The organism is Pseudomonas sp. E141 (genome assembly GCF_052659885.1).
The window spans coordinates 2,193,992-2,217,370 of sequence record NZ_CP084024.1 but is presented as its reverse complement, the minus strand read 5'-3'; the positions used below and the strand labels follow the sequence as shown (position 1 = coordinate 2,217,370).

Annotated in this window: 21 protein-coding genes; 10 read left to right on the top strand and 11 right to left on the bottom strand. The window is 62.3% G+C overall.

The annotated features are described in order from the left end of the window. Positions 1 to 50: 50 nt before the first annotated feature. The 5 genes from GKKCFE_RS10045 to pedF form a co-directional block, all read right to left on the bottom strand. A complete protein-coding gene (locus tag GKKCFE_RS10045) occupies positions 51 to 923 on the bottom strand; it encodes an alpha/beta fold hydrolase (RefSeq protein ID WP_188251610.1) in 873 nt (290 codons plus the stop codon). Positions 924 to 1,101: 178 nt separating this feature from the next. Further along, entirely contained in the window at positions 1,102 to 2,037 is a 936-nt protein-coding gene (locus GKKCFE_RS10040) for a quinoprotein relay system zinc metallohydrolase 1 (protein ID WP_076385153.1), read from the bottom strand. 16 nt (positions 2,038 to 2,053) lie between these two features. Then, complete coding sequence (locus tag GKKCFE_RS10035; protein ID WP_188251611.1) at positions 2,054 to 2,809, bottom strand: quinoprotein dehydrogenase-associated SoxYZ-like carrier; 756 nt, start codon at positions 2,807 to 2,809, stop codon at positions 2,054 to 2,056. 10 nt (positions 2,810 to 2,819) lie between these two features. After that, positions 2,820 to 3,695 (bottom strand): substrate-binding periplasmic protein, encoded by an 876-nt coding sequence (locus GKKCFE_RS10030; RefSeq protein WP_047229004.1) that lies wholly within the window; start codon positions 3,693 to 3,695, stop codon positions 2,820 to 2,822. Positions 3,696 to 3,700: 5 nt separating this feature from the next. Continuing rightward, positions 3,701 to 4,162, bottom strand: coding sequence for a cytochrome c-550 PedF (gene pedF, locus GKKCFE_RS10025; protein WP_160892508.1), 462 nt, complete (start codon positions 4,160 to 4,162; stop codon positions 3,701 to 3,703). Between the two features lie 252 nt (positions 4,163 to 4,414). Here pedF and exaA point away from each other — a divergent pair, with 252 nt between their 5' ends. Together exaA and GKKCFE_RS10015 are read left to right on the top strand one after the other, a co-directional pair. Then, positions 4,415 to 6,271 carry a quinoprotein ethanol dehydrogenase gene (exaA, locus tag GKKCFE_RS10020; protein ID WP_047229002.1) on the top strand — a complete coding sequence of 619 codons (1,857 nt, stop codon included), beginning with the start codon at positions 4,415 to 4,417 and terminating at the stop codon, positions 6,269 to 6,271. A 247-nt stretch (positions 6,272 to 6,518) separates the two neighbouring features. Then, entirely contained in the window at positions 6,519 to 7,160 is a 642-nt protein-coding gene (locus tag GKKCFE_RS10015) for a pentapeptide repeat-containing protein (protein ID WP_310662926.1), read from the top strand. 186 nt (positions 7,161 to 7,346) lie between these two features. On the opposite strand, the gene GKKCFE_RS10010 is transcribed toward GKKCFE_RS10015, so the two are convergent. Beyond that, positions 7,347 to 7,985, bottom strand: a complete 639-nt coding sequence (locus GKKCFE_RS10010) for a response regulator (RefSeq protein ID WP_047229000.1) — start codon at positions 7,983 to 7,985, stop codon at positions 7,347 to 7,349. After that, entirely contained in the window at positions 7,985 to 9,241 is a 1,257-nt protein-coding gene (locus GKKCFE_RS10005) for an ATP-binding protein (RefSeq protein WP_445577804.1), read from the bottom strand. The genes GKKCFE_RS10010 and GKKCFE_RS10005 overlap by 1 nt, the downstream gene beginning before the upstream one ends. A gap of 407 nt (positions 9,242 to 9,648) precedes the next feature. Between GKKCFE_RS10005 and GKKCFE_RS10000 the strand changes: the two genes are divergently transcribed. The 6 genes from GKKCFE_RS10000 (at position 9,649) to GKKCFE_RS09975 (ending at position 14,888) form a co-directional block, all read left to right on the top strand. After that, entirely contained in the window at positions 9,649 to 10,833 is a 1,185-nt protein-coding gene (locus tag GKKCFE_RS10000; protein ID WP_274090830.1) for an ABC transporter substrate-binding protein, read from the top strand. A 31-nt stretch (positions 10,834 to 10,864) separates the two neighbouring features. Further along, positions 10,865 to 11,869 (top strand): YVTN family beta-propeller repeat protein, encoded by a 1,005-nt coding sequence (locus GKKCFE_RS09995; RefSeq protein ID WP_047228996.1) that lies wholly within the window; start codon positions 10,865 to 10,867, stop codon positions 11,867 to 11,869. Beyond that, complete coding sequence (locus GKKCFE_RS09990) at positions 11,866 to 12,594, top strand: ABC transporter ATP-binding protein (RefSeq protein WP_316912986.1); 729 nt, start codon at positions 11,866 to 11,868, stop codon at positions 12,592 to 12,594. Before GKKCFE_RS09995 ends, GKKCFE_RS09990 begins: the two co-directional genes overlap by 4 nt. Then, positions 12,591 to 13,382: an ABC transporter permease gene (locus GKKCFE_RS09985; protein ID WP_076385171.1), complete on the top strand. Its 792-nt coding sequence runs from the start codon at positions 12,591 to 12,593 to the stop codon at positions 13,380 to 13,382. The genes GKKCFE_RS09990 and GKKCFE_RS09985 overlap by 4 nt, the downstream gene beginning before the upstream one ends. Positions 13,383 to 13,632: 250 nt before the next feature. Further along, positions 13,633 to 14,166 (top strand): PQQ-dependent catabolism-associated CXXCW motif protein, encoded by a 534-nt coding sequence (locus GKKCFE_RS09980; RefSeq protein ID WP_445577803.1) that lies wholly within the window; start codon positions 13,633 to 13,635, stop codon positions 14,164 to 14,166. 56 nt (positions 14,167 to 14,222) lie between these two features. Further along, on the top strand, positions 14,223 to 14,888 hold the full coding sequence (locus tag GKKCFE_RS09975) for a response regulator transcription factor (RefSeq protein ID WP_047229013.1): 666 nt from the start codon (positions 14,223 to 14,225) through the stop codon (positions 14,886 to 14,888). A gap of 152 nt (positions 14,889 to 15,040) precedes the next feature. Here GKKCFE_RS09975 and nahK read toward each other — a convergent pair whose 3' ends face one another. The 4 genes from nahK to GKKCFE_RS09955 all read right to left on the bottom strand — a co-directional run bounded on the left by nahK (position 15,041) and on the right by GKKCFE_RS09955 (position 21,754). Next, the gene (nahK, locus tag GKKCFE_RS09970) at positions 15,041 to 17,683 is read right to left on the bottom strand and encodes a hybrid sensor histidine kinase/response regulator NahK/ErcS' (protein ID WP_281459298.1); all 2,643 of its coding nucleotides are present in this window, start codon (positions 17,681 to 17,683) and stop codon (positions 15,041 to 15,043) included. Next, a complete protein-coding gene (nosP, locus tag GKKCFE_RS09965) occupies positions 17,613 to 18,776 on the bottom strand; it encodes a nitric oxide-sensing protein NosP (protein WP_445577802.1) in 1,164 nt (387 codons plus the stop codon). Before nosP ends, nahK begins: the two co-directional genes overlap by 71 nt. 236 nt (positions 18,777 to 19,012) lie before the next feature. Then, positions 19,013 to 20,197: a porin gene (locus GKKCFE_RS09960; protein WP_076385177.1), complete on the bottom strand. Its 1,185-nt coding sequence runs from the start codon at positions 20,195 to 20,197 to the stop codon at positions 19,013 to 19,015. A gap of 282 nt (positions 20,198 to 20,479) precedes the next feature. After that, entirely contained in the window at positions 20,480 to 21,754 is a 1,275-nt protein-coding gene (locus GKKCFE_RS09955) for a glucarate dehydratase family protein (protein WP_173407039.1), read from the bottom strand. Positions 21,755 to 21,861: 107 nt separating this feature from the next. On the opposite strand from GKKCFE_RS09955, the gene GKKCFE_RS09950 reads away from it, so the two are divergent. After that, complete coding sequence (locus GKKCFE_RS09950; RefSeq protein ID WP_188251616.1) at positions 21,862 to 22,758, top strand: LysR substrate-binding domain-containing protein; 897 nt, start codon at positions 21,862 to 21,864, stop codon at positions 22,756 to 22,758. Positions 22,759 to 22,901: 143 nt separating this feature from the next. Continuing rightward, complete coding sequence (locus GKKCFE_RS09945) at positions 22,902 to 23,336, top strand: nuclear transport factor 2 family protein (RefSeq protein ID WP_047228987.1); 435 nt, start codon at positions 22,902 to 22,904, stop codon at positions 23,334 to 23,336. Positions 23,337 to 23,379: the final 43 nt, after the last annotated feature.

Genomic DNA, 23,379 nt, shown 5'->3' with positions numbered 1-23,379 from the left:
TCAGGAAGCCGGTAAGGTGGCGCCAGCCTTGCGTGAACGGCATGCCGGCTTCAGGGCGAGTCGGCTTGGAAAAAATCGCGCAAGATTCGGGCGAATTCGTCGGGACGTTCGTCGGCCGGCCAGTGTCCGGCACCTTCAATGACGGTCCCACTCAGGTGCTGCGCCACCGGTTCGAGGAGCAGGCTGGTCTTCTCGGCGAACCCCCATCGACCACCAATGCCGAGCACGGGCATCTGCAGTTTGCCCCGCCGAGCGGTTTCGGAATGGTCGTCCATGTCCTGCCAGACCGCAGCGTAGTAATTGAGGCCCGCTCGCAGCGCGCCTGGTTTGATGATCTGCCGGACATATTCCTCGAAGTCCTCGCCGCTCACGCCCTCAGGGTTGGCGGACATCTTCCAGAAAAACCAGGAGAGCAGCTCGCGCTCCTTTCCGCGAATGAACATTTCCGCAACATCGGGCTGAGTGAAGAAGCTGAGTTGCCAGCTACTGGCGACGTCCCAGTCTCGAGATGGCGTCAGCTTGGCCTCGTAGCCGAACCCCGGCAGCGCATATTCGGCGAGGGCCAGCCGTAGAACCTCGTTGGGGTGCGCGCCGGCATATTGGTAAGCAACGCCAACACCGTGATCGTAGCCCACAAGGAAGACCGGCCCCAGGTTGAGCTTCTCGATGAGGGCTCGTAGATCGCGCGCCATGGTCCGCTTGTCGTAGCCCCCGGGCGTAATCGACGATCCTCCGGCTCCGCGCAGATCAGGGGCAATGATTAGATACTGGTCGGCGAGTTCCGCCATGACCCGATTCCACATCAGAGAGTGTTGTGGCCAGCCGTGGAGAAGGACGATCGGTGCCCCTTGCCCGGTAAACCGATAGTGCATTTCGATGCCATTGGCGTGGACTTTGTCGTGGAGGATTTTTGTGATGGTCATTTCATCGCTGCTCCAGAGTTCTGCCTTGCGTAGAAAGCACTCTGCGGCCATGACATCTTCGGTTCCGCGACTTCGGCTATTTTTTCAGGCACCACACCCCTGCTGTGTCCTTAACAATGACCTTAGACCAAGGCCCGCCTTTTTTCATTTTTGGCGCTAGCCGGGGGATTTGCCGGGACTACTCAATCTTGGCATCTACTCGCTTCATCCCTACCCGCTCATAACGCGGATAAAGATGACTGACACTGCGAATCAGCTCATACCGACTCAAGCTGATTCCGGCAAAACGCTCGGGGATGGGGCTGCGGATCATCTCGGCCATGTCATCGCCCCGGGCCGCGCCGTCGCGCATCAGTTGGTCGAGCCAGCTGAGGTAGTCGCGCATTTGCAAGAAAGGCCGGGCATCGCTCGCCACTGGACCATGGCCGGGTACGATCTGCTTCCACGACAGGCTTTGCAGGGTGTCCAGATCCTTGAGCCAGACCTCCAGACCGGGGCTGTTCGGGGTGGTCAGGGCTCGTTCGTAGAACACCAGATCGCCGGCAAACAACACGCCGGTGGTTTCATCGAGGATCGCCAGGTCCGCCCCGGTGTGCCCGGCCAATGCCAGCAGACGCAACGAATGGTTGCCGACCTTCAGCGGACCGGGAACCAGCACTTGGTTTGGCAACACCACTTCGGTGCCACGCATCCAGTCACCGACCAGCCGGTACATGTTCTCGGCCATGGCATCGCCCTGCTGGCGCAACAGATCCGTGGTCCCCGCCAGCGCGCCGATGGAGACGTCGCTGAAGGCCTGGTTGCCCAAGACATGGTCGGGGTGATGATGGGTCAGCAACACCTGGACTACCGGCTTATCGGTGATCGCGGCAATCGCCTGGCGCAAGGCCTGCCCGTAGCGCCGGGACGGGCCGCTGTCGATGACCACCACGCCGGCCTCGGTGACAATAAAAGCGGTGTTGACGATGTTGCCGCCGTTGGCCTTGGCAAAATTGTCCGTGCTGCCTTCCAGCAGCCAGGTGCCTTCGGCGATCTGCCGGGGCTTGAGTGAATAGTCCGCTGCGGCCCATGTCGGCAGGCACAGGCCCAGCCAGATCAGCAACAACCAACGCATGGCGCGCTCCTTGTGGTCAGGGGACCGTTGCCTCGAATTCATTGCCGCTGTTGTCACGCAACAACAGGCGGGTCTGCCCGGGGCCTTGAATGTCGAAGCTCAGGTTGGGGTTTTCGCTGACGGCCGGGAACAGCTCCAGGCGCGCCAGCACCTGGCCGTCGTCGTCCAGCAACTGCGCCTGGTTGAGGTAAAACTCCGGGATGCCGCTCACCAGCCCATTGTCCATCGGGTGGGCGACTTGCAGGCGCAGGCGGCTGTCTTCACCTCGGGGGTACCGAGCTCCCAGCACTTCGCCCAAGTGTTCTTCCCAGCCCGGCTGGGTCCGCACCACGCTTGGCGCGGTGCAGCCGCCACCGGCCGCGTCGATCAACGTCGAACCGACGTGCCACAGGCCGTCACGGGTCTGCACGGCGGCGCGCAACGGCGTGGCCTGCTCGATGCGAATGCGGATCGACAGCCAGGGCAGCACCCGCTCCCCCGGCTGGAAATCGACGATCTTGGGCAGTGGGTTCAATTCGGCCCAAACCAGCATGCGCACCACGTCGCCGGTGAATGCGCGGGCATCGATCTGCAACGGCACCTGGCGCGCGTCTTCGGCAAAAGGCGGCGCCAGCAATCGGACCCGGTCATCGAACACGAAGGGCGCCTCAGCCAGCAGTTGTTTGTGATAGAAGGCCCACATCACCGAGGGCACCGGGTCCTTCCCGGTCTCGAGCGCCGTCGCCGTCAACGGCAGGCAGCACAACAGCAGACCCCACGCTCGCCAGTTCATCCCTGCGCTCCTATTGATACATCTCGGGCACTTCGTAACGCAGGCCGTAATGGGCATAGATGGTTTTGAGACTGCCGTCGCGGATCAACCCTTCCAGCGCTTCTTCTACCGCATAAGCCAACTGCCGGTTGCTCTCATGCACCGCCATACCGATTTCCCACCGTTGCTTGCCCATGTTCGGGTAAGCATTTTCGGCCAATGCCAGTTGCGGATCGGCCGCCTCATGCAGTTGCCAGTCGATCTCCCCGCGCATGGCCATGACCGCGTCGACCTGCCCGGCCCGCATGGCCTTGAACGCCTGGCCTACGCCGGGGAAGTGATGGGTCCTGGCGCTGAGCATGCCGTTGAACACCGAGGTCAGGTAGAACGACGGCACGCTGTCGACTTCAACGCCAATGGGGTGCTGCTGGAATACCGCGACACTGCCTACACTTTCAAGCCGGCGGCGGTCGTACGCCACTTGCCAGCACTCCTGCTGATAAGGCCCGAACATGGCGACCTGGGCGTTTTCCAGTTCACCGATGTCGTTGCGCTTTTGCACGTAGTCGCGATCGTAAGGCACGCGCATCATCAGGTCGGCCAGTTGCCGACCATGCAGGGCGCTGCTGCGCCAGATGTAATCGCGCAGGTCGTCATCGAGCTTTTCGCCGGGCGGCGCCCAGATCAATCGCAGGCGCACGCCAAGGGCTTTGGCCAGGGCCTGGGCCAGCTCCACATCCACGCCCCGAGGCTGACCGTGGTCTTCGAAGCTATAGGGGGCAAAATCCTTGTACACCGCCACTTTCAGCTCGCCGGCGGCGATCATTTCGTCGTAGTTACGCACCTGTGCCTGAACCGTCTGGCCACACAGCAACAGGCTGCAGAATATCCACGCGAACAGGCGCATGGCGATCACTCCTCGACGTGCACGCTGTCGAGATAGGTGCGCACCGCCCACAAGGCTTCCTGGCTCAAATAGTCCGCCATTTTCGGCATGTAGACCCGGCCGTCGCGCACCGCGCCGTGACGCACGCGCTCGACAAACCACTCATCTCCGGCTTCGGCGGCATCCAGCATGCGCAGATCCGGCGCGATCCCGCCGGACTTGGCTTCCAGGCCGTGGCACGCGGCGCAGTTCTGGTTGTAGGCCGAGGCGCCGATTTCCACCGCTTTGTCTCGCTCAGGAGAACTGCGGTAAGGGTTCTGGGCGACCCAACCATCGCCATCCAACGGCAGGCCGGTGTCCTTGATCGGGGTCAGCCCTTTGGTTTCCACTGCCTGGGGCACTACGTTGCCATGGGCCCACACGGAGCCTGCGCCGGTCAGCCCTATCAGCAATGCGGTAGCGATGATGGCGTTGCGTTTTGTTGTCATTGTTATGCCCTCGAATTTGCACGCAAGACCTCTCTACAGAGGCCGTGCCGTCATCTTAGGAACGCCTGCACCCCAGCCGAATGCTGCTTTGGTGGCCGCACTCTAGTTCCTTGGTAGCGGGTCATCCGGCGCGGTTCGCAAAGACAGCCGGTTCGGGAAGTCTTCCCGGCAAGGGCGGGACTTTTTCCGTATCGGTAGAGCCCTGACGCGACCCAACCTAGTCAGGCCAAAACCTCACTGGGAATGCCCACCATGACAATAAAAACGCTCCCCGCCCTCTCTTCCCTGACCGTTGCCTTGCTGCTGGCCGGCAGCCTGTCCCTGACTCCGCAGGCGAACGCAGCAGTCACCTGGGAAGACATCGCCAACGACCACCTGACCACCCGCGACGTATTGCAATACGGCATGGGCACCAACGCCCAGCGCTGGAGCCCGCTGGCCCAGGTCAATGACAAGAACGTGTTCAAGCTCACGCCGGCCTGGTCTTATTCATTCGGCGACGAAAAGCAGCGCGGCCAGGAGTCCCAGGCCATCGTCAGCGACGGCGTGGTGTACGTCACCGGCTCTTACTCGCGGGTGTTCGCCCTCGACGCCAAGACTGGCAAACGCCTGTGGACCTACAGCCATCGGCTGCCGGACAACATTCGCCCGTGCTGCGACGTGGTCAATCGGGGCGCGGCCATTTACGGCGACAAGATCTACTTCGGCACGCTGGATGCGCGGGTGGTCGCCCTGAATAAAAACACCGGCAAAGTGGTGTGGAACAAGAAGTTCGGCGATCACGCGGCCGGCTACACCATGACCGGAGCCCCGGTACTGATCAAGGATAAAACCAGCGGCAAGGTGCTGTTGATCCATGGCAGTTCCGGGGATGAGTTCGGCGTGGTCGGGCAACTGTTCGCCCGGGACCCGGACACCGGTGAAGAAGTCTGGATGCGGCCTTTCGTCGAAGGCCACATGGGCCGTCTCAACGGCAAGGACAGCACGCCGACCGGCGATGTGAAAGCACCGTCCTGGCCCGACGACAAAACCACCGAAACCGGCAAGGTCGAGGCCTGGAGCCACGGCGGCGGCGCACCTTGGCAGAGCGCCAGTTTCGACCCCGAAACCAACACCATCATCGTCGGCGCCGGCAATCCGGGGCCATGGAACACCTGGGCGCGCACGGCCAAGGATGGCAACCCGCAGGATTACGACAGCCTCTACACCTCCGGCCAGGTGGGCGTCGACCCGAGTACCGGCGAGGTGAAGTGGTTCTACCAGCACACGCCCAACGATGCCTGGGATTTCTCCGGCAACAACGAGCTGGTGCTGTTCGACTACAAAGACAAGGACGGCAAGCTGGTCAAGGCCACCGCCCACGCCGACCGCAACGGCTTTTTCTACGTCGTGGACCGCAACAACGGCAAGCTGCAGAACGCCTTCCCTTTCGTCGACAACATCACCTGGGCCAGCCACATCGACCTGAAGACCGGCCGCCCGGTGGAAAATCCAGGTCAGCGTCCGGCCAAGCCACTGCCGGGTGAAACCAAGGGCAAACCGGTGGAGGTCTCACCGCCTTTCCTGGGTGGCAAGAACTGGAATCCCATGGCCTACAGCCAGGACACCGGGCTGTTCTACGTGCCGGGCAACCAGTGGAAGGAGGAATACTGGACCGAAGAGGTTAACTACAAGAAAGGCTCGGCCTACCTGGGCATGGGCTTTCGCATCAAGCGCATGTATGACGATCACGTCGGCAGCCTGCGGGCGATGAACCCCACCACCGGCAAGGTGGTCTGGGAACACAAGGAAGCCTTGCCGCTGTGGGCCGGGGTGCTCGCCACCAAGGGCAATCTGGTGTTCACCGGCACCGGCGACGGCTTCTTCAAGGCCTTCGACGCCAAGACCGGCCAGGAATTGTGGAAGTTCCAGACCGGCAGCGGCATCGTCTCCCCGCCCATCACCTGGGAACAGGACGGCGAACAGTACATCGGCGTGACCGTCGGCTACGGCGGCGCCGTGCCGTTGTGGGGCGGCGACATGGCCGAGCTGACCAAGCCGGTGGCCCAGGGTGGGTCGTTCTGGGTGTTCAAGATTCCGAGTTGGGATAACAAGGTGGCCCGCCAATAACCCTTGTGGGAGCGAGCCTGCTCGCGATAGCGGTGGTTCAGTTGGCAGTGATGTTGAATGTACCGACGGCTTCGCGAGCAGGCTCGCTCCCACTCTTGATCTCATTGGACACAGATTCTGTGTCCAGCAAAGATCCCTTGCGGGAGCGAGCCTGCTCGCGATAGCGGTGGTTCAGTTGGCAGTGATGTTGAATGTACCGCCGCAATCGCGAGCAGGCTCGCTCCCACAGTTAACTCGAGTTCCTGCCATGAACTATCCACTGGTTTTATTGATCGTGTTCGCCGCAAATGCCAGCGCCGCCGACCCCGACATGCCCCTGACCATCAACGGCTGCATCATCGCCGAGTCCAGCCAATGCCCCGGCGCCGACCTTCGCGGCGCCCGGCTGGCCAACCAGGACCTGCGCAAAATGAACCTCAGCGGTGCCGACCTGCGGGGCGCCGATCTGCGCCATGCGCGGCTGGACCTGGCCAATCTGGAAAAAGCCCGTCTGCAAGGCGCCAACCTGACCCGAGCCAGCTTGCAGCAAAGCAACCTGCGCCTGGCGGACTTCAGTGGGGCCACGCTCAAGGCTATCCAGGGCTGGGGCCTGTTTGCCCAGGGCGCGCAGTTCCAGAAAGCCGACCTGAGCGCCGCGTATCTTCAATTCGCCCGGCTGTCCGGCGCCCGAATGCACGAAACCAACCTGCAAGCCGCCGACCTGGAAATGGCCTGGCTGAGCAAGGCAGATCTCAAGGGCGCCGACCTGCGCGACGCCAACCTGCAGGAAGCCAAGCTTGGCGAAAGCAACCTGGAAGACGCCGACATGAGCGGTTCACGCCAGCATTACGGGAATTTTCAGGATGCGAATATGCAAGGGTGTACGGGTTGCCCGACGACTTGGGATTAGTACCCATTCAAGGACCGACACAGATCCCGTGGCGAGGGAGCTTGCTCCCGCTGGGCTGCGCAGCAGCCCCCATCCAGACAACTCAATCTTCCTGATGCACCGAAGCGATTGGTATTGGGGCTGCTTCGCAGCCCAGCGGGAGCAAGCTCCCTCGCCACAGTTGTGTATTGCTTTCAAGGATGGGATTCACCCCGCCACCCGCACCACGCCCATGTCGATCCCCAGGTGGACCAGTTCGGCATGGGAACTGACCTGCAGCTTGCTCTTGAGCAGCGTCAAGTGATTGGACACGGTCTTGGCGCTGATGCACAACTGTTCGGCAATGGTGCGAGCCGGGGTGCCCCTGGCGAGCATGACGAAGATCTCCAGCTCGCGCTGGGTCATGCATTGCAAGCGCGGGTCGGTGTCGTGTCGGGTACTGGCGCAGGCCAACTGGGTGGCCAGGGCTTGTTCGATGTAGGCATGGCCGGCCAGCACCCGGCGCACGGCCTCCACCAGTATCTGAGGTGCCGAATTCTTGGTCAGGTAGCCCGCAGCCCCGGCGTCCAGCGCCTGACGGACCAATGGCAGTTCATCGTGCATGCTGAAGAACAGCACCCGCAGTTGCGGCAGGCGCTGGCGCAGGCGCCGGGTGGTTTCCAGCCCGCTGATACCGGGCAGGCCGAAATCCATGATCACCAGATGAGGCACCTGCTCCAGCACTTGACTCAACGCCTCCTCACCGGTGGCGGCTTCGCGCACGTGCAGCTCCGGCATCAGCGCCCGCAATAGGCTGGCATAGCCCTGCCGAACCACCGCATGATCGTCGACCAACAAGATGTTCATCACGCCTCCAGGGGAATATTCAAGGCCAGCGCCCAACCGGCACCGGGCTGGCTGATGATGCGCAGTTCGCCACCCAGGCTGCGGGCGCGCTCGGACATCGAGTGCAGGCCAACGCCCGCTCGATGGGGCCCGGTCGCTCCCCGGCCGTTGTCACGCACCAGCACTCGCAAACGCCCGGCCCGATGGTGCAGGCGAATCCGCACCTGCGTGGCGCCGGCATGCCGGACGACATTGGTCAGCGCTTCCTGCAACAGGCGATACAGGTGGGTCTTGTTCGAGCCCGACAACGGCGGCAACGGCGCGTTGATCCGCAGCTGACAGGCGATGCCCTGGTTTTGTTGCCACTGAGCCACCAGCAGCTCGATGGCCTCGGACAGCGGCAGGTGCTGAAGCACCACCGGATACAGGTCTTGCACCAGCGCACGGAATCCCTGTTGCAGATGCTCGCAATGACCCTCGAGCTGGCTGACGGTCTGCTCCAGCATCGGCGGCTGATCGATCACCAGCCGCAGCAAGCATGCCCGGGCGCGGATCCCTGCCACGTATTGGCCCAGGTCATCGTGCAGGGTCCGAGCCAGCTGCGTGCGTTCCTGCTCCTGCACGGCCAGCAGGGCTTGAGTAAGCCGGGTGTTATCGGCCTGGGCCTGAGTCAGGGCAGCGGTCATGCGATTGAAATGCACCGCCAATTGCCGGGCCTCCGGGATAGCATCAGCGGCCAGCCGCACCCGCAGATCGCCGGCGCAGACCTGACGCAGGGCCTGCAGCAATTCATCGAGCAATCCCATACCCCGGCGCACCGCCCAGCGGATCACCAGCAGGCTGACCAACAACGCCAGCGCACAGACGCCGAGCAGTTGCACCAGGGAATCGAGGACTTCTTCGATTTCGTCCCGAGGATCGACCGCGATCCAGGCCCGGCGACCGTCGCGCAAATCCACCACCTCGGCAGCCGGAGCGTCGCCCAGTAACCAGCGACCAAGCCAGGCGCTCACCCCGCCCTCGCTGTTCACCGGGTGCATCTGCCCCGCCGCCAACCAGTGCACCCGTACATGACGCAGACTGCCGGTCAACCGCGACTGGAGACTGGCCGGGTTGCGCTCGGCGGTTTCACTCAGGTAATGCACCACGGACTCGGCCGATTGCAGCTCGCGTTTCACATCGGCCATGGCTTGATGCAGCAACAGGACCGCACAAGCCAGGGTGACCACGGCGAAAAACGCCGTCACCCAGAGGTTGATTCGCCAGAGGGCCGACATGGTTAGCGGCCCATTCCCTGGCCGGCACAGAACCCCGGTGGGAGCGAGCCTGCTCGCGATGAGATCGGCACATTCAACAGCGCTGTCGACTGAACCACCGCTATCGCGAGCAGGCTCGCTCCCACAGGGGAACCTCTGTGCTCGCAGGTTTTGTGTTCGCGGCAGCTCTTTGGTTTGCCAGACAACCGATCCACGCCAATCAGACTCAAGATCAGCAACAACGGCAGCAGCAGGGCTTTGAGAATCCGCACGGTCTGTCCGCTCCTGATGAATGACGATGACTGGCATCCTAAAACCCCGGCGTCGACAGCGGGTTACTACCTTGGTACTGGCCCGGCGGTACTTTCTGCATATTTCCCCCTGGACACAGGCTTCCTATGCTGGCGCTACCCGCAAATGGAGGTGTTATGCGCCGGCTCGTCAGTTACGCCTTGATCCCTTTGCTCGCAGCGGCCAGCGCCGGGTTGCCGGTCGCCGCCCAGGCTGGCGACGGCGCGCCGCTGCAAGTGCGCATCGGCTACCTGGGTTACCGCCCCGACCCGGGCCCGCTGCTGTCCAACGTCATTGAAGAGCCCGCCGATGCCGGGCTGCGCGGGGCGCAGTTGGCGATTGTCGACAGCAACAGCACCGGGCGTTTTCTCAAGCACGATTACCAACTGCAAAGCGCCAGCGTCGACAGCCCCGAAGCCTTGCTCCAGGCCGCCCGAGCGCAGCATGACCAGGGTCTGCGGTTGTTTGTGGTCAACGCGCCATCCGCCAGCCTGCGCCAACTCAGTGCCGCCCTGCCCGACAGCCTGCTGTTCAATGCCGGCAGCGCCGACGACAGCCTGCGCACCACCGATTGCCTGGGCAACGTGCTCCACAGCCTGCCCGACCGGGCGATGCTCGCCGATGCCCTGGTGCAGTTCAGCGTCGTACGCAAATGGCGGCGGGCATTACTGATCGTCGGCCAGACGGCCGAGGACCAGGCCTATGCTGCTGCGCTACGACGAGCCATGAAGCGTTTCGGCATGAAGGTCGTCGCGCAAAAAGACTGGCAGTTCGACAACGACCAGCGCCGCAGCGCCCAGGCCGACATGCCTTTGTTCACCCAGACCGCCGAATACGACGTGGTGCTGGTGGCCGACGAGCGCGGCGACTTCGGCGAATACGTGCCCTACCAGACCTGGTACCCGCGTCCGGTGGCCGGCACGCAAGGCCTGACCCCCACCGCCTGGCACAAGACCGTGGAAACCTACGGCGCGGCACAGCTGCAAAAACGCTTTGAAGCCCTGGCCGGGCGCTGGATGAATGATCGTGATTTCGCCGCCTGGATCGCCGTGCGCAGCATCGCCAGTGCCGTGAGCAAACTGCGCCAGGACGACCCATTGGCCATCCGCCAACTGGCCCTGAGCGAGCAATTGCCGCTGGACGGTTTCAAGGGGCGCAAGCTCAGTTACCGGCCGTGGAACGGGCAACTGCGCCAGCCGATTCCCCTGGTTCAGCCGCGGGCGCTGGTGAGCACCTCGCCCCAGGACGGTTTTCTGCACCCTACCAACGAAATGGACAGCCTGGGCTACGACCGGCCCGAAGTGAGCTGCCGCTACCCCTGATCCCTTCAAGAACAACAATAAGGAAACCGCCATGCGCCGCCCCCTGCTTGACCCGACCCGGTTCCAACCTGCCCTGCTTTGCCAGACCCTCACCCTGGCGGCGGCGTTGTTGGTCGCCGGCCCCGCCGCCGCCAGCATCGCCTGGGTTTCCAATGAGAAAGACAACAGCCTGAGCCTGATTGACATGCAGAGCCTGGAGGTCATCGAGACCCTGCCGGTGGGCCAACGCCCCCGAGGCCTGTTGCTGTCCCACGACAACCGCCTGCTGTACATCTGCGCCAGCGATTCGGACCGGGTCCAGGTGATGGACGTCGCCACCCGCAAGATCATCAAGGAATTGCCCTCCGGCAAGGACCCGGAACAGTTCGCCTTGCACCCCAATGACCGCTGGCTCTACGTGTCCAACGAAGACGATGCCCTGGTGACCGTGATCGACACCCAGACTTCCGAGGTGCTGGGACAGATCGGCGTCGGCGTCGAGCCCGAAGGCATGGCCGTCAGCCCCGATGGCAAATGGGCGGTCAACACCAGTGAAACCACCAACATGCTGCACTGGATCGACACCAGCACCCAGACCTTGGCCGACAACACACTGGTGGACCAACGGCCGCGTTTCGTCGAGTTCAGTCGTGACGGTTCGCAGCTCTGGGCCTCGGCGGAAATCGGCGGCACGCTGACGATTCTCGATGTCGCCAGTCGCCAGGTGCTCAAGACGCTGACGTTCCAGATCAAGGGCGTTCACCCCGACAAGGTACAGCCAGTGGGCATCAAGCTCAGCGCCGACGGCAAACTCGCCTTCGTCGCCCTGGGCCCGGCCAATCACGTCGCCGTCATCGATGCCAAGACCTTCGAAGTGCTGGATTACCTGCTGGTGGGGCGGCGCGTCTGGCAACTGGCATTCACCCCCGATCAACGCCAACTGCTGGCAACCAATGGCGTCAGCGGCGATGTGTCGGTGATCGACGTGCAGAGCCGCAAAGTGCTCAAGTCGGTGAAAGTCGGGCGTTACCCCTGGGGTGTAGTGGTGACGCCATGAACGCCCTGGAAGTCAGCGACCTGAGCTTCGCCTACGGCGCGCGCGAAGCCCTCAGGCAGGTGAGTTTCAACTTCGCAGCCGGGCGCTTCGCCGCGTTGCTGGGCCCCAATGGCGCCGGCAAATCGACGCTGATTGCTTTGCTCACGCGCCTGTATGACGTGCAGCGTGGTGAGGTCCGGGTCGGCGGCCATTCGTTGCAGACCTCGCCGCGGCCGGCCTTGCGCCAATTGGGTGTGGTGTTCCAACAGAGCACCCTGGACCTGGACCTGAGTGTCGAGCAGAACCTGCGTTACCACGTCGCGCTGCATGGCCTGTCGCGGCGCCAGGGCAGTGTGCGCATCGACGCGGAACTGGCCCGCCAGCAGTTGACCGAGCGGCGCCACGAACGGGTGCGCGCCCTGAATGGCGGCCATCGTCGCCGGGTGGAAATCGCCCGGGCGCTGCTGCATGAACCGCGCCTGTTACTGCTCGATGAACCCAGCGTTGGCCTTGACCCGGCCAGCCGGCTGGCCCTGAACCAACACGTCCGCCAGTTGTGCCACGAGGGCATCAGCGTGCTGTGGACCACGCACCTGCTGGACGAAGTACAGCCCAGCGACGATCTGCTGATCCTGCATCAAGGCCGCCTCGTCGCCAGCGCACGCGCCGACGCCGTGAGCCAGGCACACGGCGGCACCCTCGGTTCGGCCTTCACCCACCTGACCGCAGCGGGAGTTCACTCATGAACGCGTATTGGCAATGCTTCAGCGGCATCGTGGTGCGTGAATGGCTGCGTTTCGTGCTACAACGCACGCGCTTTCTCAGTGCCCTGGTGCGGCCGCTGCTGTGGCTGCTGGTGTTCGCCGCCGGCTTTCGTGCGGCACTGGGCATCGCCATCATTGCCCCCTATGACACCTACATCCCTTATGAGGTGTACATCGTGCCTGGCCTTGCCTGCATGATCCTGTTGTTCAATGGCATGCAGGGTTCGCTGTCGATGGTCTATGACCGGGAAATGGGCAGCATGCGCGTGCTGCTCACCAGCCCCCTGCCGCGGGCCTTTCTGCTGGCGAGCAAGTTGCTGGCAACCTCGCTGATCTCGTTGTTGCAGGTCTACGCATTTCTCGCCATTGCCTGGCTGTACGGCATCCAGCCACCGGCCATGGGCCTGCTGCTGGCGTTTCCGGCGCTGCTGCTGGTGGCCCTGATGCTCAGCGCCCTGGGCCTGCTGCTGTCCAATGCCATCCGGCAACTGGAGAACTTTGCCGGGGTGATGAATTTCGTGATCTTCCCGATGTTCTTCCTGTCCTCGGCACTGTATCCATTGTGGAAAATGCTGGAGGCCAGCCCTTGGCTGTACTGGCTGTGCGCGGTGAGTCCGTTCACCCATGGGGTGGAGCTGGTGCGTTATGCGTTGTATGAACGGTTCAATCTGCTGGCGATGGTGGTGTGCGCGGGCTTGACTCTGGTGTTCGCGCTACTGGCGGTGTGGACCTTCAATCCGCAGCATGCGGCGTTGCGCAAAGCAGGCTGATTGCACGACGAATAACCCTTGTGGGAGGGAGTCTGCTCGCGATAGCGATGGTTCAGTTGGCAGAGACGTGACTGACGCACCGCTATCGCGAGCAGGCTCGCTCCCACAGGGGATAGAGCATGACCTAGGTTTGACACTTGTCTTTGAGCCCGAAATTACTACTTTAGTACCGGTTTTCCTGTCTATGGTCGCATTCACAAGACCTCGACCCTGGCATGTAATGGGCGCATAACAAAAAGGATAAATTCCCATGCCCCGTTTGCTGGTGATCGTCTTGCTGAGCCTGTGGCTGAATGTCGCCCAGGCTGACACTGCGCTGTTCTCCGCGCAGGGCTATCGCATTGCCCAGTACCGCAGCCCGACGCCCGCCACCGTCGATGGCGCAAAAACGCTCGATACCCAGGCACTGCAACAGCTGATGATGCAAACGCCATCTGCGATCCTGATCGACGTCTATCGCCGCCCCTGGCTCCAGGGACGCTTCATCGACAACGAGCCCCACGCCAACCTCCCCGGCAGTCTGTGGCTGGCCAATACCGGCGACGGCGAACTCGACCCGACCTGGCAGGATTACTTCAACCATCACCTGGGAAAAGCCACGGGCGGGCGAGCGGATCAACCGCTGGTCTTTTATTGCCGCTCTGATTGCTGGTTGAGCTGGAACGCGGTAAAACGCGCCGCCGCCATGGGCTATAAACAGTTGTATTGGTACCGCGACGGCCTCGACGCTTGGGAGGCGGCCCGCCTGCCCTTGCAAGCGGCCCGGCCCGAACCCTTTCCCTGATTTCAATGAGTGCGTGCCCCCGCTCCACCCACACGACAATAACGAGGTGAATGGCCATGTATAAGATCCTGATAGCCGACGATCACCCACTGTTTCGCGAAGCCATCCACAACGTCATCAGCGACGGTTTTCCTGGCAGCGAGGTGATGGAAACCGCCGATCTGGACAGCGCCCTGGCGTTGACCCGCGAGCACGACGACCTCGACCTGATCCTGCTGGACCTGAACATGCCCGGCATGCACGGCCTCAATGGCCTGATCAACCTGCGCAACGAGGCGCCGACCATCCCCGTGGTGATCGTCTCCGCCGAACAGGACAAACAGGTGGTGCTGCAAGCCATTACCTACGGCGCGGTGGGGTTCATCACCAAGTCCTCGCCGCGCTCGCAGATGACCGACGCCATCGAGCAGATTCTCAACGGCAACGTGTACCTGCCACCGGACATCATCCGCACGCAGAAAAGCCCGATGGGCCGCCGCCTGAACGAAACCCCGGCCTTTGCGCCCGAGCTGCTCCAGGCCCTGACCCGTAAACAATTGCTGGTGCTGGAACGCATGACCAAGGGCGAGTCGAACAAACAGATCGCCTACACGCTGGAGATCGCCGAAACCACGGTCAAGGCTCACGTTTCGGCCATCCTGCGCAAGCTCAATGTGCACAATCGGGTGCAGGCGATTCTCAGTGCCGGGGATATTGATTTCGGGGCTTATCTGCGCCGTTGAACCGCTGACACACATCCCTGTGGCGAGGGGATTTATCCCCGCTGGGGCGCGAAGCGGCCCTAAAACCTAAGAACTCGGTCTGCCTGGCAGATCTAGGGGGGCTGCTTCACAGCCCAGCGGGGATAAATCCCCTCGCCACAACAGCGTTCGGCTCAATGACTCTTGGGCCCACTCAACAAATGACTCATCGCAATCTTCAGTTTCATCGGCCGCACCGGCTTGTGCATCAGGGTGTGGCCGCGTTCGCGGATCTGCTGCTTGAGTTCGTTGCTGTAGTTGGCGGTGATCATCATGGCCGGGATCGCCGAGGCCCGGCGGGCGTTGATCCGGGCCACGGCGTCGACGCCGTTCTGTTCGTTGTCCAGGTGATAGTCGGCAATCAGCAGGTCGGCCTCGGCATGGTAGTTGTCCACCTGACGCGCCAGGTCCTGCTCCGACAGCGCAGTCACCACCCGACACCCCCAACCTTCGAGCAACGTACGCATGCCGGCGCAGATGGCCGCGTCGTTATCCAGCACCCAGACCCGGGCCCCGCGCAAGCGCTCAAGCATCGGTTCACTCATCTCCAGGCTCGGCAACGGCTTGGGCGCGGTGGCGCTCAGGGGCACGTCGATGGAGAACACCGAGCCCTTGCCCGGCCATGAACGCACCTGGATCCGGTGCCCGAGGATCCCGGCGATTTTCTCGACGATCGCCAGTCCCAGGCCCAACCCTCGATCCTGATCCGGGCGCTGCACATCGCCGCGCTTGAACTCCTGGAAGATCTCTTCAAGACGGTTTTCGGCAATGCCGATGCCGCTGTCCCAGACCTGGATGGACAAGCGCTGGCGGTGCCGGCGACAGCCCAGCACCACCCGCCCGCTGGGGGTATAGCGAATGGCATTGCTCAGCAGATTGCGCAGGATCCGCGCCAGCAACTGCATGTCGCTGCGCACCAGGGCCGAACACGGCACAAAGTGCAGTTCCAGCCCCTCACTGCGCGCCACCTGGACGTATTCGGCGGCCAGGTTGTCGAGCAACTCGCTGAGGGCGAACGGCGCGATATCGGCCTTGATCACCCCGGCATCAAGCTTGGAAATGTCCACCAGCGTGCCCAACAGGTTTTCCACGTCCTGCAGCGAGTGGCTGACGTTGCGCACCAGTTGCGCATTCGCCACCGGCTCACGGCGCTCGAGCAAAGCGCTGGTGAACAGCCGCGCGGCGTTGAGCGGTTGCAGCAGGTCATGGCTGACCGCCGCGAGGAATTTGGTTTTCGACAGGTTGGCCTGCTCGGCCTCGCGCTTGGCCTCGCGCAAGCGCAGCTCCACCCGGCTGCGCTCGTCGATTTCGCGCAATAGCTGGTCATTGAGGGTGGTCAGTTCGGCGGTGCGTTCCTGGACGCGCTGTTCCAGGTTCTGATAGGCCTGGTGCAGCGCCTCGGCGGTGCGACGCCGCTCGGTGATGTCGCGGATCAGCACGAAGATTCCCACCACTTCACCATTGGCCAGCCGATTGGGCACGTAGGAACGCAGCATATAGCGTTCCTGGTTGTTGATATTGGTCTCGGCAAACTCGAACGTCACACTCTCACCGGCCAAGGCCCGGGCCACGTAGGCCTCCAGGCGCTGGTAATGCTGTTCGCTGTGGGCCTCGCGCAGGCTCTGGCCGAGCATCACACCACGGGGCCAGCAATACCATTGCTCGTAGACTTTGTTGGTAAATTCGTAGACCAAGTCGGCATTGAGGTAGGCGATCAGCGCCGGCACATGGTCGGTGATCAGGCGGATCCAGCGTTCGCTTTCACTCAGGGCCTCGGCGTGCTGGTAGCGCTCGGTGATGTCGGTGAAGGTGTTGACGTAGCCGCCGGTGGGTAGCGGATGGGTGCGAATCTCCAAGACCCGGCCATCCGACAGGCGCTGCTCGCATTCGTGGATGAGCCGGCCATTGCTGTCGCGACTGGCCGGGGTCAGCAGTTGCAGTTCACTGTCGGCGATCACCTCGGAAAACGGCCGATGGGCCGCCACTGGCGCCAGACCGCTGAGTTCCAGGAAGCGACGGTTCCACAACTCCAGCACACCCTGGGCATTGACCATGGCCACGCCCTGGGAAAGGTTGTCCACGGCCCGTTGCAACAAGTGCGATTTCTGCGCGATGGCCTGTTCGCGACGCACGGTTTCACTGAGTTTGACGTCGGTGATGTCGGTAAACAGAATCACTCGACCGCCTTCCTGGGTTGGTCGTTCGCTGACTTGCAGCCAGCGCCCGTTCTGCAAGCGGTAAAGCACATGCTCGTCGGCCTGGCCACGCGGTTCTTCGCTGAACAACCCGTTGGCGGTCATCAGTCGCTTGACCTCGGAAATGCGCATCCCGGCGATGATACGCACGCGGCTGTGGGCCCAGAATGCCTTGAAGCGGCTGTTGAACAGGACGATGCGCTGTTGTTCGTCGAACAGCACAAATGCATCGGAAATGCTCTCAATGGCATCGATCAGGTGCCGGTGGGCGGTTTCCGCGCGCAGCCGCGCTTCGCCCAGCAGGTGATTGCCGGCCTTGAGTTCGGCCATGGCCTGGTTCAGGGCATCGGTGCGCTCGCGAACCTGCTCGGCCAGCACCACTGAATGCTGGAATGCCGCATACGGGTCGTTGCCCCGGGTCACGCCGGACTCCACCCGTTCGATCAGTGCGTCGTTGATCCGCCGCAGTTTGCGGTTTTCGTGCTGCAGGCTGGCGATCTGCGCCTGCAGGTCAGCGATGGCCGGGGACGCGATGGCGGGCAATGGCAACTCCGGTGAAGGTCTGGTTGATGTGCATGCCATTGAACTGCTCTCCGTAGGTGTTGAAGCCCATCACGCGATGGTCGCGCAGGAACTGGCCGATCTGCTCCAGGCCACCGCGATCTTCCAGTTCCATGCGCCTGAGAAAACAGTCACAGCCGATGGTCAGCAGCAAGTCACCCAGACGCCCCTGCAAGCCGCTGAACAGCTCTTGCAGGTTGTGCAGCAAAGGGCCCGGGGTCATCGCCGTGAGCACGATGCCGTTCTCCACCGCGCAGTAAAAACTCAGGCTCAGGTCTGGGTGCACCTGCTGGATCGCCCGCACGTAATACTGGTCGTTGATGCGCACCGCCAGCGGATGGGCGGCGAAGACCCGGTAGTTCAGCGCATTCACCGGCACGCCGATGTGCCGGGCATATTCCTCGGCGGCGGGTTCGGCATTGAGCTCGTAGACACGCCGTGAGGTGCTGTCGGCCCCGGTCACGACCAACTTCTCCTCCCGAGGCAGGATGTGATGGGTGGTGAACACCTCGAAATCCAGCCAGGTGTTGATCAGCACCACCACGGCCGCGCCGCTGTGGAACTGACCTTCGTAGTACACGTGGGTGTGAGTCAGGTAGTTGTCGTCGCCGGCCGAACCGCCGAAATGCGGAATGTCCCCCAGCGCCGCGCTCAACGCCGCCAGCACCATCTCCTCGCGACTGGACAACCCATCGAGCAAGGTCAGGGCAAAGCTGTGGCCCTTGATCGGCGCCAGCGCATTGCTGCGGCAACCGCTGGCCAGCCGTTCGACCATTTGCTGGGCGTCGATCAGGCTGAAGTGCTCCATTTCCCCGATCAGCTCGGCGGCAATGGAAAAATGCCGATGATCGAAACCCACCGCTGTGACGCAGTTGCGGCCATAGCCTTGACTGGTGATTTCTCCGGCGCTGGTGCAGCCCACCAGGCGAATCCCGCCGAAGCTCTGGGAGAGCGCCTTGCCAAGAGCCGGCAAGTCGTATTCGGCGGAGCAGAAAAACAGCACGAAACCCAAGTGCGGGTGCAGCAACTGCCGCGCCAGCTCCTGGGCAACCTGCTGGACGTTCGTTGCCTGGGACATGGCGCTTATCACACCTTCGCTCTGGGCCTTTAGCATCTTCGCCTCCGACGGGTGCGTAACAGGAACCTTGAGTGTACGAAGCGGCGCCCGACTCACGAATGCTACTTGGGTAGCGGGTAGACGCTTCCATGGGAGGAGAACAGTGGCGGCCCCTGCCGCGATGCGCACGGCAGGGGCCACCACAAAAAACGGGGTTTCGGCTGGAATGCTCCTGCGGTGAGGGGATTTATCCCCTCACCGTAGGGTTGTGCATTGCTGCCGATGGATCCTCTTTACCAGGTCAACACCGCCCCCACCGCAAAGGTGTCGGTGTCTTCGTTCTGGGCGCTGGTGTCATGGCCGTTGATTTCGAACTGGTTGTATTCGGCCACGAGCTTGAGGTTGTCGTTGACGTCATGGAACAGCGCTATGCCACGGGTTTCATAGTCGGCGCCGCTGCCCACCACGCCATTGCCGTCGTCCTCGGTCTTGCCGTAGGACAGCGCCAGGCGGTTCTTGCCCAGTTTGTAGGAGCCCTGCAACAGGTAGCCGGTACTGTCGACATTGCGCAACGTCGCTTCGCCAGCGTTGTTGGTGAAGAACGGGTTGATACCCTTGGCCTGGAACCCGGAACCGGTGAGCGACAGGCCGCCCATCTTCGCCTGTACGCCATAGCCCAGGCCTTTGGAGGTCACTGAATCGACCGTGGTGTCGGTGTTGTCCGAGGTCTGGTAGCTGCCGTTGAGCCAGCTGTAGATCTTCGCCCCACCCAGGTCGAACTGGTAGGTCACCTCACTTTCAGTACGCGGATTTTCCTGGTAGGCCTTGCCGGTGGCGCTGCTGTCGTTGGTGTCCACCGGGTCCATGATGCCCACCGCCACCCGCAGCCCATCCATCACCGGCGTGCGGTAAGTGATCTGCGAAGTCGGGAACGGATACGGGTAGCCGCTGCCGATGTTGCCGAACGACACCCCGCCGCCGTCCACCAGTCCGAGGGTATCGCTGACCTGCCCGTAACCGGCCAGCAACTCGTCCAGCAGAATATTGGAACGGGCGAACAGACCGAAGTCCTTGCCGACCAGCACTTCACCCCACTGCGGATTGGCGACGGTGCCGTAGAACTGCCGCACGTCGATGGCGGTGTCGGTGCCGTTGGTTTCGCTGTCATTGATGGTCACCCAGAACGAGGCACGGGCGCCAAGCTTGAGGTCATCGACCTGCTTGCCCATGTTGAAGCCCAGGTAGTTGGGCAAGAAGCCCATCTTGACCCGCGCCTGCCGACGGTCGAACTGCTCCCCTGCCCGGTCAACATCGCTGTTGACGTAAAAGGCGTTGATATAGCCGTCGGTGGAAAAGGTGGTCTGGTCCTTGTCGTACAGCATGATTTCAGCCTGGGCCCACGACGTCAGGCCAAGGCTCGAAAGGCCGGCGATGACCGCAGGCAAAAAACGGTGGCGAGTATTTTTATTGTTGTGCATGGCGCGCTCCGCAACATGAGACGGGATGTCGGAGGCGATTATCGAAAGGCGACAGGCCACGTCATACGCTGCCTTGGAGGCAATTGGCGGATGCTTTGGAGGCGCCGGCCCGGCGCGGCAGTTTGGGTGTAAGACTGCGATGTGACGGAGGGGCAATACTTAGGGCCTAACCCTGAAACTAAGGTGGGAGCGAGCCTGCTCGCGATGGCGGTGTGTCAGCCACCCTAAATGCTGCTGACCCAACGCCATCGCGAGCAGGCTCGCTCCCACAGGATCCTTGGCTCAGAACCTCGGTTTGACGGTTTTCCAGTCCGGCTTGTAGCGCTGCATCTGCCGCACATCGTCGCGCTGGCGGATGCCGCAACTGAGGAACTGCTCATGCAGCTTGCCCAGTTGATCGCGGTCCAGCTCCAGTCCAAGCCCCGGCGCACGGGTGATTTTCACGCAACCATCGACAATCGGCAGCTTGCCGCCCTTGATCACCTCTTCATCCGGTTCCTGCCACGGGTAATGGGTGTCACAGGCGTAATCCAGGTTCGGCACCGAAGCCGCGACGTGGGCCATGGCCATCAGGCTGATGCCCAAGTGGGAGTTCGAATGCATCGACACGCCCAGGCCAAAGGTGTCGCACATTTTCGCCAGCGCCTGGGTGTCTCGCAGCCCGCCCCAGTAATGATGGTCGGCCAAGACGATCTGCACACTGTTCAGCGCCACGCTGCGACGGAACTCGTCGAAATCGGTGACCACCATATTGGTCGCCAGCGGCAGGCCCGTGCGCCTGTGCAGTTCGGCCATGCCTTCGAGCCCTGGTGTGGGGTCTTCGTAATATTGCAGGTCATCGCCCAGCAGCTCGGCCATGCGAATGGAAGTTTCCAGCGACCAGTTGCCATTGGGATCGATGCGCAGCGGGTAGCCGGGAAACGCCTGTTTCAACGCCTTGATGCAGGAAACCTCGTGTTCCGGCTCCAGGGTGCCAGCCTTGAGCTTGATACTCTTGAAGCCGTAGTCCTGGATCATGCGCCGGGCCTGGGCGACGATCTGCTGTTCGTTGAGCGCCTCGCCCCAGCTGTCCGGCGGATACGGCGAATCGACGTGCTCGGCGTACTTGAAAAACAGATAGGCGCTGAACGGGATCTCATCCCGAATCGCCCCGCCCAGCAGATCCACCAGCGGCACGTTCAGGTAATGGGCTTGCAGGTCCAGGCAGGCCACTTCAAACGCTGAGTAAGCATTGCTCACCGCCTTGCTCGCATGGGAACCCGGCGCCAGCTCCGCACCGGCAACGCTGGCGGGCCGGTGGGCGGCCACGGTGGCCTGGACGATGGCCCGCAACTGGTTGAGATTGAACGGGTCGAGCCCGATCAACTGGCTTTGCAATTGCTGCTGGATCGCCAGGGCCGGCGCATCGCCGTAACTCTCGCCCAGGCCGATGTAACCGTTGTCGCTCTCGATCTCGATGATCGAACGCAACGCGTAGGGCTCATGAATGCCGCTGGCGTTGAGCAACGGCGGATCGCGAAAGGCGATGGGTGTGACGGTGACGCGGGTGATCTTCATGCAGCGGCTCCGATCATTGTTTTTGTAGAGGACGGGCCGATGATGGACGGAGGGTATTGTTCCCGTCTAATCTAACTTGGCACTTGATTGATACCTGGATTGAATCAATGTTTGAACTGGCCCAGCTACGCTGCTTCACCACGGTGGCGACCGAACTCAACTTCCGTCGCGCCGCCGAACGCCTGAACATGACCCAGCCTCCGCTGAGTCGGCAGATCCAGTTGCTGGAACATCACCTGGGTGTCGAACTGTTCACCCGCAGCACTCGCAGCGTGGCGCTCACCGCCGCCGGACGGGCGTTTTTCATCGAAGCGCAGAACCTGCTGGAGCAGGCGCAACAAGCCGCCGTGGCCGCCAAGCGGTTTGCCCAGGGCGACATCGGCTCAGTCACCATCAGCTTCGTCGGCAGCGCGGTGTATGAGTTTCTACCCAAAGTCATCGCCGAAGCCCGCTTGAAGCAACCCCAGGTAAAAATCGTTCTGTCGGAGATGAACACCTACCAGCAACACGAGGCCCTGCGCGCTCGCCGCATCGACTTGGGGATCGTCCGCTCGCCACTGCTGGAAACCGGCTACGCCACCGAGTGCCTGGTGCGCGAACCGTTCGTCCTGGCCGTGCCCGTCGGGCATCCGCTGGCCAGTGCCGATTCGGTGGGCGTCGAAGATCTCGACGGTGAACCGTTCCTGATGTACTCCCACTCCGCCTACCCACCTTTCAACGAACTGCTCACCGGCATGCTGCGCTCGGCCCGCGTTGCACCGCAGTTCGTGCAATGGCTGGGTTCCTCACTGACGATCCTGGCGCTGGTCAACGCCGGCATGGGTCTGGCACTGGTGCCCCGGTGTGCCACCAGCGTGGTGTTCAGGCAGGTGGTGTTTCGTGAGATCGATCTGGGTGAAGGGGTACAAAGCGAGTTGCACCTGATATGGCGCCAGGACAATGACAACCCGGCGTTTGCCATGTTGCTGGAGGGCATTCGCGGGGCGGTTCGCGAGGGTCTCTGAATCTGAAGCCTACCGATGCCGCTCTCGTCACCGACCAAACTTGACGACCTATTCCCGTCACCCCAAACAAGTTGTACGATGACAGACGAGATCAGCTGAAAACGCTAATCCGCTCCGATACCTACAAAAATAAGGAAATACCCATGAAAAAAGCCACATTGGTCATCAGCTTTCTGTGCCTGTTCAGCGGCTACGTCGCGGCTGCCTCTTCATCGGCCGAGCAGGAAGTGGCCCAGGCCGTCGACCACCTGACCCAAGCCATGCTGCACAAAGACATCCCACAACTCCAGGCACTGGCCGCCGAAAACCTGACCTACGGGCACTCCAGCGGGAAGATTCAGGACAAGAAAGCCTTCATTGCCGACATCGAAACCGGCAAGAGCGCGTTCAAGACCCTGGAGATGAAGGATCAGAAAATCACCCTGTCAGGCGATGTGGCCCTGGTGCGTCACCACTTCTCCGCGCAAGCGCTCAAAGGCACCGAAGTGGTTCCGACGGAAATCGAGAACTTTCAGATCTGGCAGAAGCAGAAGAATGGCAAGTGGCTGCTGATTGGGCGCCAGGCGTTTCGGTTCTGAGCTAAAAATCTCCGTGGGCGCCGTTAGTTAACGTGAAGCGGCA

Bases quoted from the DNA above. Each gene is read 5' to 3' on its own strand.
- GKKCFE_RS09985 (WP_076385171.1), top strand. From the start codon at position 12,591: ATGAACGCGTATTGGCAATGCTTCAGCGGCATCGTGGTGCGTGAATGG.
- GKKCFE_RS09980 (WP_445577803.1), top strand. From the start codon at position 13,633: ATGCCCCGTTTGCTGGTGATCGTCTTGCTGAGCCTGTGGCTGAATGTC.
- GKKCFE_RS09995 (WP_047228996.1), top strand. From the start codon at position 10,865: ATGCGCCGCCCCCTGCTTGACCCGACCCGGTTCCAACCTGCCCTGCTT.
- GKKCFE_RS10005 (WP_445577804.1), bottom strand. From the start codon at position 9,241: ATGTCGGCCCTCTGGCGAATCAACCTCTGGGTGACGGCGTTTTTCGCC.
- GKKCFE_RS10030 (WP_047229004.1), bottom strand. From the start codon at position 3,695: ATGCGCCTGTTCGCGTGGATATTCTGCAGCCTGTTGCTGTGTGGCCAG.
- GKKCFE_RS09955 (WP_173407039.1), bottom strand. From the start codon at position 21,754: ATGAAGATCACCCGCGTCACCGTCACACCCATCGCCTTTCGCGATCCG.
- nahK (WP_281459298.1), bottom strand. From the start codon at position 17,683: ATGGCATGCACATCAACCAGACCTTCACCGGAGTTGCCATTGCCCGCC.
- GKKCFE_RS09990 (WP_316912986.1), top strand. From the start codon at position 11,866: ATGAACGCCCTGGAAGTCAGCGACCTGAGCTTCGCCTACGGCGCGCGC.
- GKKCFE_RS09945 (WP_047228987.1), top strand. From the start codon at position 22,902: ATGAAAAAAGCCACATTGGTCATCAGCTTTCTGTGCCTGTTCAGCGGC.
- GKKCFE_RS10000 (WP_274090830.1), top strand. From the start codon at position 9,649: ATGCGCCGGCTCGTCAGTTACGCCTTGATCCCTTTGCTCGCAGCGGCC.
- GKKCFE_RS09975 (WP_047229013.1), top strand. From the start codon at position 14,223: ATGTATAAGATCCTGATAGCCGACGATCACCCACTGTTTCGCGAAGCC.
- GKKCFE_RS10035 (WP_188251611.1), bottom strand. From the start codon at position 2,809: ATGAACTGGCGAGCGTGGGGTCTGCTGTTGTGCTGCCTGCCGTTGACG.
- GKKCFE_RS10015 (WP_310662926.1), top strand. From the start codon at position 6,519: ATGAACTATCCACTGGTTTTATTGATCGTGTTCGCCGCAAATGCCAGC.
- GKKCFE_RS10045 (WP_188251610.1), bottom strand. From the start codon at position 923: ATGACCATCACAAAAATCCTCCACGACAAAGTCCACGCCAATGGCATC.
- GKKCFE_RS09950 (WP_188251616.1), top strand. From the start codon at position 21,862: ATGTTTGAACTGGCCCAGCTACGCTGCTTCACCACGGTGGCGACCGAA.
- nosP (WP_445577802.1), bottom strand. From the start codon at position 18,776: ATGCTAAAGGCCCAGAGCGAAGGTGTGATAAGCGCCATGTCCCAGGCA.
- pedF (WP_160892508.1), bottom strand. From the start codon at position 4,162: ATGACAACAAAACGCAACGCCATCATCGCTACCGCATTGCTGATAGGG.
- GKKCFE_RS09960 (WP_076385177.1), bottom strand. From the start codon at position 20,197: ATGCACAACAATAAAAATACTCGCCACCGTTTTTTGCCTGCGGTCATC.
- GKKCFE_RS10040 (WP_076385153.1), bottom strand. From the start codon at position 2,037: ATGCGTTGGTTGTTGCTGATCTGGCTGGGCCTGTGCCTGCCGACATGG.
- GKKCFE_RS10010 (WP_047229000.1), bottom strand. From the start codon at position 7,985: ATGAACATCTTGTTGGTCGACGATCATGCGGTGGTTCGGCAGGGCTAT.
- exaA (WP_047229002.1), top strand. From the start codon at position 4,415: ATGACAATAAAAACGCTCCCCGCCCTCTCTTCCCTGACCGTTGCCTTG.